Here is a 15,839-nt window from a genome sequence, read left to right on the forward strand (position 1 = left end):
GCGCAATGTCTCGCTTCATTGCGAAGCGCGAGTTCAGTGTCTTACCAGAGCCGAGATAATAGGGCCCTGGATCCGTGCTCCCACCGTCGACACCGATGAGGTGCGGATCGCGCTGAAGACCGGCCTTTAGGGACGCCTCGGGAAACCCGTAGCCCAGAAGGCCGCTGGTTGATATCATTCTAAACTCAGTCAAGGAGCGCATCTCCCATTCTTCGATTTTCGTGCGTCCTGCAATTGTCGCTCGGCGTGCTTCGCGACCTCAGCGGCATTCGCGAACCAAACGTCTCGGGTCTGTGCGATCCTTTCCATCGCCTCCACTACGTAAGCGACACGATGCGGCATTCCGGATAACCAAGGATGCAGATGGAGGCCGAAGAACCTGCCCGATCCGGATTTTGCAGCATCGTCGGAAAGGGTTTCGACGACGTCGTCGATAATCTTCGGAAACCGTGGTGACAGGACGCGGCGATGCCACATCAACTGGATGTCATCCCACTCTGCCTGGTTTGGAATGGACACGATCTCGGGCCCGACGCTACCAGGACCGGCGTTCATCAGGTACGGCTGATCGTCATTGGGCCAATCAGCCAGATAGGTCAGGCCTGCTTCGGCAAGCAGCGCCGGGGTGCGGGTGGACTCTGAGTAGTCCTGACCAATCCACCCTTCAGGCTTGGTACCAGTGACACTGGTAATAGCGTCGATCGACGTTTGAATGAACGAGCGCTCCTCATCCTCGTTGAGCTGGCTTGTCAGCATTCGCGTCGCGTCATGCCCGTGCGCAGCGAATTCATAGCCTCGGCCCAGCAACTGCTCAACAAGGTACGGATACCGATCAAGAGCAGAGACATTGGCAGCCACTGTGACTTTCAACGGCAGCCTGTCCAATGCTTCGAGTAGCCGGAAGATACCAATTCTGTTGCCGTACTCCCGTAACGTATACGTGCGATAGTCTGGCCGAAAGTCTCCGTAATGATCGCGGAACCGGGGATCACGCATGGTGCCCGGTTCGGGCAGAAGGTCCCAGTGCTCCAGATACAGAAATACGGTTGCGGCCAAGCGCGCATTGCCTGGCCAAATCAGCGGCGGGCGATTGATGATCGGTGAGAACGGATAGAGCTGATGATCCATTCCCGGTTTGGGTTCGGTCATGGGACGTCCGCCGATAAATGAGCTTCGATGGAAGGAAGGGCATTGGCGATATACCAATCGGCGATCTCCTCACCTGTCGCTACCCAGACCTTCTCATGCGAGAGAATATGGTTGAGCGCGCGGTCAAGGTATTTGATCCTGTGCGGCTGGCCCATCAGATAAGGGTGAAGTGCGATGCACATGACCAACGGGCGAGCCTCTGCTTCGCGATAAAGGCAATCGAAGTGGTCCGTGGCCATTCGAGCAAAATCCTCCGCCTCGATATGGTGGCGCCATGTCATCGCATCATTGATGTCCATCTGGTATGGTATCGTAATTAGCTTGCCCGAGCGCACTTTGATCGGGAACGGCTGATCATCGTGAAACCAGTCGCAGTAGTACTTGATGCCTGCCTCTGCGACGAGGTCAGGCGTGTTCATCGTGAACGTTGCCGCCGGGGAGAACCAGCCTGCCAGTTGTCTGCCGGTGTGCCGGCGATAGGCTGCAACGCAGGCTTCGATCTCTCGTCGCTCAGCAGCCTCCTCAAGATCCCAGTGGTATCTTGTATTGTACATTCCATGGGCGAGCACGTCCCATCGCCGCTTCTCACACGCTTCAAGAATCTCAGGGTAATGGTCAAACACGGCCAGGCTGAGGGATGCCGTACAACGGATCCCGTATCGATCCATGACGTCGAACATTCGCCACAGCCCAATGCGATTTCCGTAATCCCGCAGGCCATAACCGAGCACGTCCGGATGCGGAGTGCGAGGCCACGGATCTCGGACACCTTTATCCGGAAGATATTCATAATGCTCGATGTTGGGCACTACCCAAAGTGCTATTCGAGCGTTTCCAGGCCACTCAAAATGTGGGCGCGCGATGATTGGCGAGTAGATCACGCGATCGCCGCCCGTTGGGGCAGGGGACGGGTTCCGGACCATGTTCATGGCTTTACCACACGCAGGGCAAAGAGACGGCACATCCGACGGGCGAGGCGCCCTTCATAAACCGCCGCGTCGGCCTCCGCCCGCAACGAGATACCGATCTCGCGCTCGATTCCGAACCGACTGGCGACCATTGCGCGGACCCTTCCGGCAGCAATCGGAACAAACGGGCCTTGATTGGGAACGCATGCCTTGGACTCGGTGCGCAAGTAGCTCCAGCCGTAGAGAGAAAGAAGGTTACGGACGGAAATCAGCGCTGTCCCTCCTGGCTTGAGGATACGGTGGACCTCATCCAGGAGCTTTTCAGGCTCGGGTGCGTGCTCAAGCACCTGGAACATGGTGACAACGTCGATGCTGCCCGGCGCCAGCGGGATGTGACCATCCTTTATGATCACCTCGCCGACCGGACGGGAGATCCCCTCCTGTCGCAGGCGCTCTTGAATGAAGCTCAGGTTTGCCTGCGCCAATTCGGCGACATCCACTTCCACCTCTGGACCAAGCTTGCGGATCAGTTCAGTCGTGTGGGTTCCGCCCCATGGCATGACGTCCAGCACGCGCGCGCCGGGCGGGACATCACTCAAGAGCCCAACCTCGACAGAAGTCGCGTCTCCCTGCCGGCGGGATCGATAGACTCCCGCGATTGGCGACTTTGCCCAGACTGAGTACCCGCGGAAATCGGCCACGCGGTCCCAGCCCCAGACGCGAGGTCGCCATTCAGCAAATGGATTCTTGCTGTTGGTGATCCGAAAGAACGGATATTCCTGAGCTGGTCTCGCCGGGTAGATCGCGTGGTGCGGTCTTTGAAATTTGTTCCAGGACCAAACTTCGCCTCTCGGGCGGCGCGGAGCCTTAACAGCGGGAGCGGTTGGCTTGGGACTCCCGATACAAAGGGCGCCCTGGATTTCGAATGTTGGCGGTATTCCCAACATCTTGGCTATAGCTTTCGTGTCGCCGATACCAGCGTTCCAGATGCTGGCGTAGCCCCGCAAATGGGCGCTGATCATCATTTGATAACAAGCGGCAGCAACACTCTGTACGACGGAGAATTTGTCGTGAGTCCAGCCCTTCTGGAAACAGAGGTAAATGAGAACCGAGCAGAATTCGAAGTGGTGGTTGCCGCCGGAAATCTCCCTTGCGCGCTTCTTCAAAGCGGAGTCGCTGACCGCCACGAAATGCCAATTCTGCTGATTGCAGGATGAAGGTGCCTGAAGGCCACTCTCGATTATGGCATCGACGATCTCCGGATCGATGGTCGAGCCGTCGAACTCTCGGCAGGAATAGCGCTTTGCGATCCATGACAGGACCGCCTCGGCATCAGAGGTGGCGCTCTGCGGAGTGGGGGAGGCGATGGGCACAATCATAGCGTTCATCGTGAACTCTCGCTGTCCGGCGGAGTATAGCCCCTCAGCTGCCTTACTGTCGACAGTTGACGCTAGCTTTTTTTTGAGTTTCTATCTTGACTTGTAGTTCTGTCGAAGACGCGAGAGGCCTGCCCAAGGTTGGCAGTATTCTCTTAGAAAACAACAGAAGAGGGTTAACATGATCACGATCTCGAGGCGAAACGCCTTAGCTGGAATAGCTGCCGCCGCCGCGGTCGCGACTGTTGCCAGCACTGCTCTCGCGGCTGAAACGCTCAAGATCGGAGCGATCGGAAGCTTGTCCGGTGGGGGAACTGCGTGGGGTCTCGCCATCAAACGGGGCGCCGAGCTCGCAATCGACGAGGTGAATCAGGCTGGCGGATTGAGCGTCGGAGGCAAGAAATATAACCTTGAGCTCCTGATGTATGACGATCAATACACCGGCCAAGGGGGAAAAACTGCAGCTGAGCGGCTCGTATTCCAAGATAAGGTTAAGTATATCGTCGGCCCGATAGGCTCCAACCCTGTGCTCAGTGCCATGGAGGTCACAACCCCTCAAAAAGTTTTGCTGATGTCAAACGGCTATACGCCGAAAATTCTCGATAACGAGCACAAGGCCTCCTATAACTTCCGGTTTACTCTTACGAACCTGGAATATGCGCCCAGCATGATGAAATGGGTAAAGGAGAACCTGAAAGTCACCAAAGTCGGTATTCTCGTGCCGAACGACGCGATCGGACAGTCCGTCGCTCCGCCATTGGTGAAGCTCTACCAAGACAACGGCATTCAAACCGTGGTGGATTACTATGAGCGCGGTTCGAAGGAGTTTTCTCCTCTCATCACGCGCCTCATGGCTGCTGGGATCGACGGATTCGATATCAATTTCAACGCCCCTGGAGAAGCTGGGCTGATGGTCAAGCAGGCGCGCCAGATTGGATATGACAAGCTAATCTACCAAATGGGGGGGCCGTCCGTTCCAGAAATCATTGAGGTGGCCGGCCAGCATTCTGAAGGGTTCATCTCCTACGAAATGTTCGATTTCGATGCACCGTCGGCACAGCCCTTCGTGAAAGCATACGCGGCCAAGTATGGAAAGGGTATTATCAACTCCCAGACGCCGGCGTTTTACAACGCAACCAAGATTCTCCTTGAAGCAATGCGTCGCGCGGACACTGTCGATGATACCACCAAGATTCGCGATGCGGTTGAAAAGTTGGCGGGATATGATGCCGGGGTCTACGGTCCCGTACGCTGGACCGGCAAGGCAACCTACGGAGTCGATCACCAGCTCGCTCTGCCGTTCTACGTTGTCGAGGTGAAGAACGGGAAGCCGGTGACCCGGGCCGTTCTCTCCGTCGACTGATCATTGCCCGTCGAGGCGGCACAGCGCGAGAAAGCGCTGTGCCAGCTGCGTCCTTGCATTTGGAGACGAGCCCTTGCTGTCGATGCTGACCAATCCGACCATCCTGGGACAGATTGTCGTAAACGGGATGAGTTTGAGCTCCGTCTACATCCTTGTGGCCCTTGGGTTCACCCTGCTTTTCGGGATCATGCGCGTTGTAAACTTCGCCCACGGCGAATTCGCGATGCTGGGTGGCTTTGCGATGTATTATTTATACGCGGTGTTCAGTCTTCCATGGGTGGCCGCCATTCTGCTTGCCCCGCTGGCCGTAGCAATTCCAGCTCTCTTCCTGGAGTGGCTCGTTTTCCGCTGGTTTTACCAGAAGATGTTTCAGAGCATGATCGGTCTGCTCGGGCTGAGCATCGTGATGATCTACTCGGCCCTGCTGACCTGGGATGCGTTTGAACGCAATATCCCTGCCGCATTCGACGGGATTCTGAGGTTTGCCGGCGTGATTCTTCCGATCGACCGGCTGGTGACTATCGGTGTCTCGGCGCTCGCGCTGGGGGCTTTCTATTTCCTCATGGTTCATACCCGTATCGGCTTGGCTATGCGGGCGGCTGCACAAGACGTGGAGATCGCAGGCACACAGGGGATCGATACCCGGAAGATCTACCGGGCTGCCTTTTTTGTGGCGATCCTGCTCGCCGCGCTTGCAGGAGCACTCTACGGGCAAATCTACGCCGTGTCGCCATTCATGGGAGAGCGCCCACTCTTCGTCGCATTCATCGTGGTCATTCTGGGCGGGATGGGCAGCATCCCGGGTGCGGCGCTCGGAGGGCTGATACTGGGCTTTACAGAGAGCTTCCTGGGTACGTTCTATGGCGGGTCCGTTGCGTCATACGCGTCTTTCGGAGCCGTCATTCTGCTTCTGATCTTTCGGCCGTGGGGATTGCTGGGCAAGCCAGAATAGCATTGTTCTCCTAACCATTCGCAGGATCCGACATGAATTCGACCGCCGAAACAGCCCCGGTAATCTCGAAAGTTCGCCTGAGGCGCTCTACGACTACCGCCCTTGTGGGGGGCGGGGTAGCCGTCGCCGCAGCTCTTGCAATCATGCCCTATTTGTTCGACGAGCGATTTTTCTACCATATCGCGATCATGGTGTGTTTTGCAGCAATCGGCGCGAGCAGCCTGCATCTCATCATCCGAACTGGCCATGTCTCATTGTGCCATGCAGCCTTCATCGGTGTCGGAGCTTACGTGTCCGCAAACGTGGTGATGAAGCTGGGGTTGCCGTTTGTGGGCGGTCTCGTCGCAGGCACGCTCGCGGCGGCGGGCCTAGGTCTTATGATCGGTCCGGTCATATTGAGGCTCACGGGCAAATACTTCGTGCTAATCACCTTTCTGTTCGGGGAAATCCTGCGAATGGTCTTTGTCGACTGGCAGAGCATCACCGGCGGAGCCAATGGACTGTCGGGAATCCCCGCGCCCGCTCCGGTTTTTGCCGAGCCCAAGTACTTCTATGCCCTTGCTCTTCTTGCCGCGACCGCTTGCGTCGCCATTTGCGGCCGCATCCTCAGCTCAGAAACCGGTCGTTTTGTGAATGCCATTCGCGAGTCCGAGCAACTCACCGAGTGCGTCGGCGTCCCGGTTATCCGCACTAAGGTGATGATTTTCGTCATAGCGTGCGGCTTTGCTGGCTTCGCCGGTGCATTGATTGCCCATTACGCGCGCTATATCAGCCCGCCGAATTTCGGGCCCTTGGAGTCTTTGAATCTCGTGATCATGAACGTCATCGGTGGCATGCAAACCTTAGTCGGGCCCTTGCTCGGTGCCATCTTCCTTGTGCTCGTACCGGAGTTCCTACGCGGTTACGTCCAACTCCAGCACATTATGTTTGGCGTGATCCTGATCCTCGTCATGGCATTTTTACCGGCGGGTGTCGTGGGCGTGAAGGATCTGGTCGCCAGGCGCATGATTCCACACGATAGTAGGGGGGAGCAGTGAGCCCGCTTCTTGAGGTGCATAAGCTGTCCCGCTTCTTCGGCGGGCTGAGGGCCGTCAACGATCTTAGTTTCACGGTTTCTTCCGGAGAGATTTTCGGCATCATTGGGCCGAACGGAGCCGGCAAGAGCACCGCCGTAAACCTGGTCAGCGGGGTTACGAAACCTACGAGTGGCAAGGTCCGCTTCCAGGGGGCCGATGTGACAGGTCAGCCTCCGCACAAGCTGGTGCAGTATGGCCTCGCCCGTACCTTCCAATCAACAACGGTCTTCGGTAACTGCACCGTGGAGGAGAACTGCCGCCGCGGGAGTTACCTCGCACGATATCCAGGATTCTTTCACTCGTTCTTCTCGACCGCAAAGGCTGGCGAGATGCGGCAGGCCTCGGACTCACGTGTGGCTGAAGTTCTGGAGTGGCTAGATCTCAATCGGGTGCGGAATGTACGTGCTGCAGATTTGCCCTATGGTGCGCAGAAGACGCTCGGGATGGCGATCTCGCTCATGGCATGGCCGAAGCTGTTGATGCTGGACGAGCCGGTGGCGGGATTGAGCGCGGCGGAGGCTGACAATGTCCGCGACACGATCAGAAAGATCAGAGCGGAGGGCATCTCCGTGGTCGTCATAGACCACAACATGCGGTTCATGGCCGGTCTGTGTGATCGGATTCTCGTGCTTCACCATGGTCAGGAGCTTGCTCACGGGTTGCCGCAGGACGTCCTCAGCAATCAGAGTGTTATCGAGGCTTACTTGGGGCGCCGGCATGTCAAAACTTGAGTTGCGCAACGTCGGCGTCCGATACGGAAATATCGTAGGAACCCAGGATTTGTCTCTTCGCCTCGAGAACGGGCAGACCGTTGCGCTCGTGGGCTCAAATGGCGCTGGCAAGAGTAGCACATTGAAAGCGATTATGGGGCTGGCGAAGTATCCCGTTGGAGACATCCTGCTTGGCGGAAAAAGCATAAAGCAAATGCCTGCTTTCGAGATCGTGCGCGCCGGGATCGGCTATTCGCCGGAAGGACGCCGCGTCTTTTCTGGGATGTCCGTTTTGGAGAATCTCAAGGTTGGCGCCTACAGTCGAAAGGGTGAAGAGTTCGAGGCAGATCTCCAGCGGGTCTTTGGCTATTTTCCCCGGCTCAAGGAGCGAGCATCTCAAAGAGCTGGAAGCCTCTCCGGCGGCGAACAGCAAATGCTTGCCATCGGTCGGGCTTTGATGTCGCGTCCATCAGTCTTCCTGTTGGACGAGCCATCTCTTGGCCTTGCGCCCGTTATCGTGGAGCGCATTGGAGATGTCCTGCAGGAGATCCAAAAGGCTGAGCAACTATCGATCATACTTGCGGAGCAAAATGCCGCTTGGGCGCTCTCCATTGCCGATCAAGCAGTGATCGTGGAACTCGGTCGTGTGACGATGACGGGCCCAGCAGCAGAAATCGCCGAGGATCCCCGGGTGCAGAAAGCTTATCTTGGAATTTGACCGGTCACCTGGCCGTTGCGGAACGGACCGGGAGAGCCGCAAAGTCGGCTCGCGGGCCCTCAGTCGGGCCGGGGAAGCACGTCGGGTGGAAGCTGAGCTGCGAATTTGGCGATCTCGCCTGGGGTTGTGATCCAGATCTGATCGCGGTGCTTCAGGATGTGGTCCATCGCCCAACGAAAAGCGCGCATCCGGAATGGTTGGCCAATGATGAACGGATGAACCGAGACACCGAAGACCAATGGATGGCGCCTGGAGCGTTCCAGCATCTCATCGAATTGATCGATCACCATATCGGAGAATTCACGTCCGCTGTGCTGTCGAAATACTAAGGCCGGGGAGTCATTGATCTCGAGCGGGTACGGCACGGACAGGATCGGACCCGACCGTGTCTTCATCCAGAAAGGCTGGTCATCGGCAGGCCAGTCCAACTGGTAGGAATAGCCTGCCTCCTTCAACAGATCGAGGGTTCGGTCCGACTGTGCCAGATAGGGGCCCATCCAGCCTTCCGGCTTTCGTCCGGTAATACGCGTGATGGACTGCGTGCACTCGGCGATCATTCGCTCTTCGTCTGCCTCCCACAGCACGTCCTGTCGCTCGGCATTGGTCCGGCCGTGGGCAATGTACTCGTCACTGGCACGGGCATTGATCCGTTCCACAATGTCCGGACTCAGCTCAAGCGCGAGCGAGTTCACATTATGCGAGCCCGGCACCCCATAATCGTCGAGCAGATCCAGATAGTACCACAAGCCAACTCGATTGCCGTATTCCCGCCAGGCGAAGTTGCGCTGGTTCTGCGGAGCAGTTCCTGCGGCACTATCGGAACCGAGCCCAGTGCGGTAGGCGAAAACCTCGATGTTGTTGCAGAACGTCACTGCCAGCCGTGTGCCGTTCGGCCACTCGTATACCGGGCGCTTGTGGATGGGAGAGAACGGGTAGCGATTGTGGTGGGGCAGACGCAAGGCGAACCTCCGAGTATGAGAGCCCAGATGGACGTTGGCATGCAGCTATAGCATGGTCAACTGTCGACACAAAACGTGAGGATGGAATTGCTCGATCAGGCGGATGATCTCGATCTTCTCGCAAGCCGGGAACCTCGTGCGCAGTCCTCCCCATCCTCGCGCATGCTTTTAGGGCAGGCGGTTCTCCGGTGGCAGATCAGCCACGCCTTCCTTCAGGACGGCTTCCCGGCGCAGCCTCTTGAACTCGTCTGAGATGGCGTCCCGAGTGGTGTCACCCGCCAGGTGCCACTTGTCGGCTCCCAGGAAACTTCTTGGGTCAGCGGTTGCACACATTAGGTGGATAGTCTCGCGCCAGCAGAGTGCGGCGATGCTGTCCTCACCGTGCAGGCGGTCCAGCACGACCCGGGTCTTCTCGTCGGCGAAGTAGTGCTTGTGCGTGGCGCGGCAGGCCTCTTCACGACCGTCTTGCCGAGCTTCTTGGCTGGCCCTGGCTCTGTCTCATCTTCACTTCCTCAGAGACTACGATGAACCATGACCTCTTCCGTCTTCAACTCAGCCGATCTGTCTCCTGAGCGCTCACGGCGGACACTGGAGACCATCCAACGGCGGCTCAGGCGAGGTGCTACAGACTGTTGACAGTTTACATGAACTCGATAAGGTGAATTCAGGTCGGCAGCCGTCGGTCGCCGGCAGTCGCTATTCGTTCTGCTAGAGGCGGGATGGTTTATGCATTCGATACAAAAGCTGAAAAGCATTCTGGACCGGCGTGCTGCCGTCACGGTCCCTGGCGCTGCCAATGCAATGTTCGCCCGGGTTATTGAGGATCTCGGATTTGAGGCCGTCTATGTGACAGGTGCAGGCGTCGCAAACATGCACCTTGGCGCTCCCGACATCGGTTTGACCACAATGACAGAAGTGGCAGAGGTTGTCGCAACGATTGCGGACGCTGTGTCCCTGCCGCTCATCGTCGATGCCGATACTGGTTTCGGAAACGCTGTCAACATGGTGCGTACCGTCCGGACATTCGAGCGGGCAGGGGCGGCCGGCATTCAGATCGAGGATCAGGTCTTCCCGAAGAAATGCGGACATTTCAGCGGCAAGGAAGTCATCCCGGTCGGCGACATGGTTCAGAAAATCAAAGCTGCCGTCGACAGCCGGCGGAACCAGGATCTTCAGATCATCGCCCGCACCGACGCCAGGGCCATCGAAGGCTTCGATCGGGCTATGGACCGCGCCAGGGCCTATATCGCGGCCGGGGCGGATGTCACCTTTGTCGAGGCACCCACAAGCCTCGACGAACTGGCTCGCATTCCCCGCGAGCTGTCGATGCCGCAGGTGGCCAACATCGTTTATGGCGGAAAGACGCCGGATCCTGGGCGCGAGCGGCTGACCGAGATGGGCTTCTCGATTGTGCTCTATGCCAATGCAGCACTGCAGGCAGCGCTCAAGGCCTCGTATGAAGTGCTCGGCGCCTTGAAGAACGAAGGCTCGCTCGGCACAGTCGGGCACCTTCTCGCCTCTTTTGAGGAGCGCCAGCGCGCAGTCGCCAAGGACCAATGGGATGCGTATGAGGCGCGCTATCGCGCAGACACTTGAGGAGCCGGTCATGACCAAGCCCTGGGACGGAATCATCTCGGAAGAAGAACAGCGCGCCTACAACGCGGCCGGGTTCGGGCGTGCGACGGGCATCGGCAAGCGCCCGGCGTTGCTCATCATCGATGTCCAGTATCGCACGGTCGGCACGACTCCAAAGCCGTTCTGGGAAGCGATAGAGGAGTTCCCTACCTCGTGCGGCGAAGTGGCATGGAAAGCCGTCGGCAACATCAGGCGCGTGCTCGATGTGTTTCGCGAGCGCCAGTGGCCCGTCCTCTATCCGCACGTCGCACCCAAAGAGTCCTTCGATTACGGCCGCCTGTCCGACAAGGTGCCGGCGATCATGAATGTTGCTTCCAAAGGATACGAGTTCGTCGCCGAAATCGCGCCTTCGGATAAGGATATTCTCCTCCCGAAGAAGCATCCGAGCGCATTCTTCGGAACACCGCTCGTGAGCTATCTCATCAATCTCGGTTCCGACAGCCTCATCGTGACCGGATGTTCGACGAGCGGTTGTGTTCGCAGCAGCGTTGTCGATGCGTTCGCGTACAATTTCCGTGTCTTGGTCCCGGAGGATGCTGTCTATGACCGGTCAGCGACATCGCATGCCGTCAATCTCTTCGACATAGCGTCGAAATATGCGGACGTGATGCCGACGGAGGAGGCCCTTGCAACCCTGCGCGCCATCGAATGACAGTTCGACACGTGCGGTATTTCGGCGGAGCGTAGGGGGCGGCCAGAAGATCTGATCGTTGAGGATGGTTGTGATGAAGGCCCATATCGATCAAGTCGATCAACCCGAACGGGAGCGCTCGGCTGTTGCCTTTTCCACTCTGGTCGCATGGGCTGCCGAGGCCGTCAGGACGCCCGTGCCGGAGCCAGTCCGCCGCCGCGCGGCGCTTATCCTCGCGGACGATCTCGGCGCCATGGTCGCCGGAGCGGCCGAGCCACAGGTCGCCGCCGCCCGGACCGTATTGGCCCGGACGTCGAGAGTCCCGGAGGCGACGGTGTATGCGAAGGACGCTCCGCGGCTCGACCGCTATTCGGCGGCCGCGGCAAACGGGATGGCCGCGACGTGGTGCGAGTTGGATGAGGGATTCCGAGGCGTGCCCTGCCATGCCGGCGCTTACGCGCTGCCCGCGATCCTGGCAGAAGCCGAAGCCTGCAGCGCACCGGTGGAGAGCGTTCTGGCTTCCCTTGCCGTTGCCTATGAGGTCACGACCCGCATCGCGCGGGCCTTTCCTTTCGCCACGCTCACCGTTCACCCGCACGCAGCCTTCGCCGCGATTGGTGCCGCCGCAGGCGGGGCTTTGATCCGCAAGACCGATGCTGAAACCCTGCTTGCGGCCGTAAGCGGCGCCGCGAGCATGTCCTTCGCCGGGCCCTACAATCATGCAATCGAAGGCGCGCTCGTGCGCAATGCATGGACGTCAGCCGGAAGCTGGATCGGCTTGCGCTCTGTCGATTGGGCTGAGGCAGGCATCGGAGGGATGGCGGAGACCCCTTACGACGTCTTTGTCGGCGCCTTCGGCACAGGCTGGGCGCCTGATGCCTTGACGGAAAGGCTCGGCGAGCATTGGGCGGTTGCGGGCGGCTACCATAAGATCTTCGCCTGCTGCCAATACGCCCATTCCGCGATTGAGGCGACGCTCGACCTTCATGCCCGACTCGCTGCATCCGGGCGCAGGAGCGCGGACATTCTTGAGATTGTCGTCGAAACTCATCCGCACGGCTTGACCCTCGCGACCGTCGAGCCACGGACGACGCTCGCTGCGAAGTTCTCGATGCCGCACGCGGTCGCAGCATCGGCAGTTCTTGGAACCGGAGGACAGAAAGCGTTCTCTGACGCAACCCTCTCGGATCCCGAAATTGCCGCCTTGCGCCGGCGTGTCAGGCTTGTGCCTCATCCCGAGATCGGGGCTTGGCCCAAGGATCGTCCGGCGAGAATCTCTTGGCGTTTCTCCGACGGCGAGACCTGGGCGGCAGCCTGCGATAGCGCGCGAGGCGGAGCCGATCAACCCTTCGATCAGGCGACGCTGTTCGAAAAGCTGTCCGAGACGACTGGCGATACGTTTCCCAGAATGGCCGAAACGCTCGCGGCGATCGTCGCCTGCGAGCCCGATGCGCTGCGCCGTCCGTGGCGTGCCTTGGTGGCAGAGATGCTTCAAGGAGATGCTTCATGAACGAGGATGTCGATGTCCTGATCATCGGCGCCGGCGCGTGTGGTCTTGCAGCCGCGATCGCTGCTCACGACGCCGGGGCCTCGGCAGCCATCATCGAGAAGCTCGATCGGCCGGGAGGGAACTCCTCCCTGTCCACCGGCTCTGTGCCGGCGGCGAACAGTCGCTTCCAGCGGGAAGCCGGCATTGTCGATGATCCTGAAACCTACGTTCGCGATCTGATGGCCATCGCGAAAGAAACTGATGACCTTGATCTGGTAAGGCGGCTCGCCTCCGTTTCGGCCGAGACCGTTGAATGGCTCGTCGATACCGCGGGCGCGCGGATTGCGTTGGTGACGGCCTACAAACATATCGGCCATTCCGTGCCGCGCCTGCATGCGCCCGTCTCCCGTCGCGGCCAAGACCTCGTCGACGATCTCGTCTCGGCGGTCGAGCGGCGTGGCGTACCGATTGCGGTCGGGAACAGCGCCCGCGAGCTCATTGTCGAGGACGGCGTCGTCAAGGGCGCGGTCATCGACACTGGCGACGGGGTGAGCGAGATCCGTGCGAAGAAGACAATTCTCGCCCTGAACGGTTTTGCCGCGAATGCGGATCTCGTGAAGCGCTTCTGCCCGGAAATCGCGGGCGCGCAGTATTTCGGCGCACTTGGTTCGACAGGCGAGGCGGTGATCTGGGGCGAGAAGCTCGGAGCCGACTTGGCGAACATGGCTGCCTACCAGGGCTATGCGGCGGTTGCTCACCCTCATGGTAGCCTCCTGTCCTGGACGACAATCGAGAAGGGCGGCTTCCTTGTCGGCGCGGATGCCCGCCGCTTCGGGGACGAGAGCCTCGGCTATTCCGGCTTTGCCCGCGTCGTGCTCGAGCAGGGCGAATACGCCTACGCGATATTCGACCAGAAGATCTTCGACATCGCAGCGGGCGAAGAGGAATTTCTCGAGCTTGCGAAGTATGGCGGACTGAAGAAAGCCGATACGCCCGAGGAGATCGCACAGGCTTACGGCCTTGATCCAAGCGCATTGGCATCGGAACTGGAAGCCTACAACACCGCGGCGTCGGGCGCGACGGCGGATCGGTTCGGCCGTAAGGATTTCGGCACCGGTCCCTTGCGCGCGCCGCTCTATGCCTGCCGTGTTGTGCCGGGATTGTTTCACACGCAGGGAGGCCTACGGATCGATGCCGATGGGCGAGTGCTCAGGCCGGACGGATCGGCGATTGGCAATCTGTTCGCCGGCGGTGGCGCGGCGGCTGGGATCAGCGGACGGGAAGGAGCGCTCGGATACGCATCTGGCAATGGTCTCCTCTCCGCTCTGGCGCTTGGGCGCTTGGCAGGGCTCGCTGCCGCGAACGAGATCCGCGAAGGTCGGTGACAGGGAGACACCATGATGGAATATGATCTGACCATCCGCAACGGCGAGGCGATTTTGCCTGGCCGGGGCCGGACCGCCTGCGACATCGCCATCCGTGACGGCCGCATCGCGGCAATACTCTCGCCTGGCGAGAGCGCTCCCGCGCGCGAGACCATCTCTGCACGGGGACTTGTGGTCATGCCCGGTGCAATCGACGTGCATCTCCATCTTGGCCACGGCAAGGACATTTCGCGGCCGCGCGAGCTCGGCGACGCGGATCGCGAAACGGCGGCTGCCGCCAAGGGTGGCGTGACCTGCTTTATCCCGTATCTGATGGCGACCGAACCTTTCGAGGCAATCTTCGACGAGGTGGTTGCTGTCACGGAACAGGGCGCACGGATCGATTTCGGCTATCACTTCATCATCTCGACCGAGGAGCAATTGGCTGGCGTGCCGCGCTATGTCGGCGAATACGGGGCGCCGAGCTTCAAGATCTTCATGAACAACCGGGGTGGGGAGGGCGCGCGCCTTGGCTTGCCGGATATTGACGACGGGTTTCTCTTCCGGCTCTGTGAGGCAGCCGCCGCGCATGGCGGCATAGTTTGCCCTCACCCGGAGACGATCGAGATCGCCTGGGTGCTACGGGATCGGGTGAAGAAGCAGGATCCGGACGGCCGCAACGGCCTTGCCACCTGGAACGCCACCCGTCCGCCTTTTGTCGAGGCGGATGCCGTCCAGCGCTCCGCCTACATCGCCTCCCAGACGGGCGCGCCACTCTATGTGGTGCATACCTCCTCGGCGGAAGCACTCGAAGCCGCCTTGCGTCACCGCCGGGCCGGTGCGCAGGTTTTCGTCGAAACCTGCCCCCATTATCTGACCCACGATATCGGTTGGGCAGGCGGAGATATTGGTAAGATCAATCCGCCGCTCCGCGAGGCGTCCGACCGGGAGAGATTGTGGCGGGCACTGATTGACGGAGAAGTCGATACTGTCGGAACCGATCATGTCCATCGTGACATCTCCTCGAAGGAGGGCGGCGTCTGGGTGGCGTCGCCGGGCTGCCCCGGCCTTGAGACGCTTCTGCCGGTCCTGCTGAGCGAAGGACATCACCGCCGCGGGCTTTCGCTTGAGCGCATCGCCGAGGTCGCGGCCACGAACCCTGCGCGTATCATGGGGATGGGACACGCCAAGGGAGCCATCGTTCCCGGCCTCGATGCTGACCTCACGCTGGTCGACCTCGACGCGACGTGGACGCTTGAACGTTCGGACATCGTGTCGAGCGCCGGTTATTCCATCTATGAAGGCGAGACCTTCCGGGGGCGGATCAACGATACCTTCGTCCGCGGACGTCCCGTCCTGCGAGAGGGCGCATTGGTCGATGGAGCGAGCGGGACGGGCCGTTACGTGCGCAGGCGTCTCGATCTGCCAAGGAGCGCGGCCAGGTAGACTCGGCGGGAAGGTTATCCCGGTGAGCAGCGTGCAGGGGTGGCGGACCTGTCCCGTCCGCCA

Annotated in this window: 15 protein-coding genes; 10 read left to right on the forward strand and 5 right to left on the reverse strand. The window is 59.7% G+C overall.

Annotation, left to right across the window (positions count from 1 at the left end; genetic code table 11):
• Nucleotides 1-189: 189 nt before the first annotated feature.
• The 3 genes from DC522_RS22500 to DC522_RS22510 form a co-directional block, all read right to left on the reverse strand.
• On the reverse strand, nt 190-1,149 hold the full coding sequence (locus DC522_RS22500; RefSeq protein WP_116530862.1) for a polysaccharide deacetylase family protein: 960 nt from the start codon (nt 1,147-1,149) through the stop codon (nt 190-192).
• A complete protein-coding gene (locus DC522_RS22505; RefSeq protein ID WP_165820261.1) occupies nt 1,146-1,958 on the reverse strand; it encodes a polysaccharide deacetylase family protein in 813 nt (270 codons plus the stop codon). The genes DC522_RS22500 and DC522_RS22505 overlap by 4 nt, the downstream gene beginning before the upstream one ends.
• Nucleotides 1,959-2,074: 116 nt before the next feature.
• Nucleotides 2,075-3,445 carry a nitroreductase family protein gene (locus DC522_RS22510; RefSeq protein WP_116530864.1) on the reverse strand — a complete coding sequence of 457 codons (1,371 nt, stop codon included), beginning with the start codon at nt 3,443-3,445 and terminating at the stop codon, nt 2,075-2,077.
• Nucleotides 3,446-3,614: 169 nt separating this feature from the next.
• Here DC522_RS22510 and DC522_RS22515 point away from each other — a divergent pair, with 169 nt between their 5' ends.
• The 5 genes from DC522_RS22515 (at nt 3,615) to DC522_RS22535 (ending at nt 8,252) form a co-directional block, all read left to right on the forward strand.
• A complete protein-coding gene (locus tag DC522_RS22515) occupies nt 3,615-4,796 on the forward strand; it encodes an ABC transporter substrate-binding protein (protein WP_116530865.1) in 1,182 nt (393 codons plus the stop codon).
• Between the two features lie 82 nt (nt 4,797-4,878).
• Nucleotides 4,879-5,748, forward strand: a complete 870-nt coding sequence (locus tag DC522_RS22520) for a branched-chain amino acid ABC transporter permease (RefSeq protein WP_245444426.1) — start codon at nt 4,879-4,881, stop codon at nt 5,746-5,748.
• A 32-nt stretch (nt 5,749-5,780) separates the two neighbouring features.
• Nucleotides 5,781-6,785: a branched-chain amino acid ABC transporter permease gene (locus DC522_RS22525; protein WP_116530867.1), complete on the forward strand. Its 1,005-nt coding sequence runs from the start codon at nt 5,781-5,783 to the stop codon at nt 6,783-6,785.
• On the forward strand, nt 6,782-7,555 hold the full coding sequence (locus DC522_RS22530; protein WP_116530868.1) for an ABC transporter ATP-binding protein: 774 nt from the start codon (nt 6,782-6,784) through the stop codon (nt 7,553-7,555). The genes DC522_RS22525 and DC522_RS22530 overlap by 4 nt, the downstream gene beginning before the upstream one ends.
• Complete coding sequence (locus DC522_RS22535; protein WP_116530869.1) at nt 7,542-8,252, forward strand: ABC transporter ATP-binding protein; 711 nt, start codon at nt 7,542-7,544, stop codon at nt 8,250-8,252. The genes DC522_RS22530 and DC522_RS22535 overlap by 14 nt, the downstream gene beginning before the upstream one ends.
• Before the next feature lie 59 nt (nt 8,253-8,311).
• Here DC522_RS22535 and DC522_RS22540 read toward each other — a convergent pair whose 3' ends face one another.
• Nucleotides 8,312-9,211, reverse strand: a complete 900-nt coding sequence (locus DC522_RS22540; protein ID WP_116530870.1) for a polysaccharide deacetylase family protein — start codon at nt 9,209-9,211, stop codon at nt 8,312-8,314.
• Nucleotides 9,212-9,379: 168 nt separating this feature from the next.
• Nucleotides 9,380-9,610 carry a hypothetical protein gene (locus tag DC522_RS22545; protein ID WP_116530871.1) on the reverse strand — a complete coding sequence of 77 codons (231 nt, stop codon included), beginning with the start codon at nt 9,608-9,610 and terminating at the stop codon, nt 9,380-9,382.
• Between the two features lie 327 nt (nt 9,611-9,937).
• Between DC522_RS22545 and DC522_RS22550 the strand changes: the two genes are divergently transcribed.
• The 5 genes from DC522_RS22550 to DC522_RS22570 all read left to right on the forward strand — a co-directional run bounded on the left by DC522_RS22550 (nt 9,938) and on the right by DC522_RS22570 (nt 15,776).
• A complete protein-coding gene (locus DC522_RS22550; RefSeq protein ID WP_116530872.1) occupies nt 9,938-10,807 on the forward strand; it encodes an oxaloacetate decarboxylase in 870 nt (289 codons plus the stop codon).
• A gap of 10 nt (nt 10,808-10,817) precedes the next feature.
• The gene (locus DC522_RS22555; protein WP_116530873.1) at nt 10,818-11,498 is read left to right on the forward strand and encodes an isochorismatase family protein; all 681 of its coding nucleotides are present in this window, start codon (nt 10,818-10,820) and stop codon (nt 11,496-11,498) included.
• 73 nt (nt 11,499-11,571) lie between these two features.
• On the forward strand, nt 11,572-12,987 hold the full coding sequence (locus DC522_RS22560; RefSeq protein WP_116530874.1) for an MmgE/PrpD family protein: 1,416 nt from the start codon (nt 11,572-11,574) through the stop codon (nt 12,985-12,987).
• Nucleotides 12,984-14,351 carry an FAD-binding protein gene (locus DC522_RS22565; RefSeq protein ID WP_116530875.1) on the forward strand — a complete coding sequence of 456 codons (1,368 nt, stop codon included), beginning with the start codon at nt 12,984-12,986 and terminating at the stop codon, nt 14,349-14,351. The genes DC522_RS22560 and DC522_RS22565 overlap by 4 nt, the downstream gene beginning before the upstream one ends.
• Nucleotides 14,352-14,363: 12 nt before the next feature.
• The gene (locus DC522_RS22570) at nt 14,364-15,776 is read left to right on the forward strand and encodes a dihydroorotase family protein (RefSeq protein ID WP_116530876.1); all 1,413 of its coding nucleotides are present in this window, start codon (nt 14,364-14,366) and stop codon (nt 15,774-15,776) included.
• Nucleotides 15,777-15,839: the final 63 nt, after the last annotated feature.

It is taken from the genome of Microvirga sp. KLBC 81 (assembly GCF_003075415.1).
Lineage (GTDB): Bacteria > Pseudomonadota > Alphaproteobacteria > Rhizobiales > Beijerinckiaceae > Microvirga.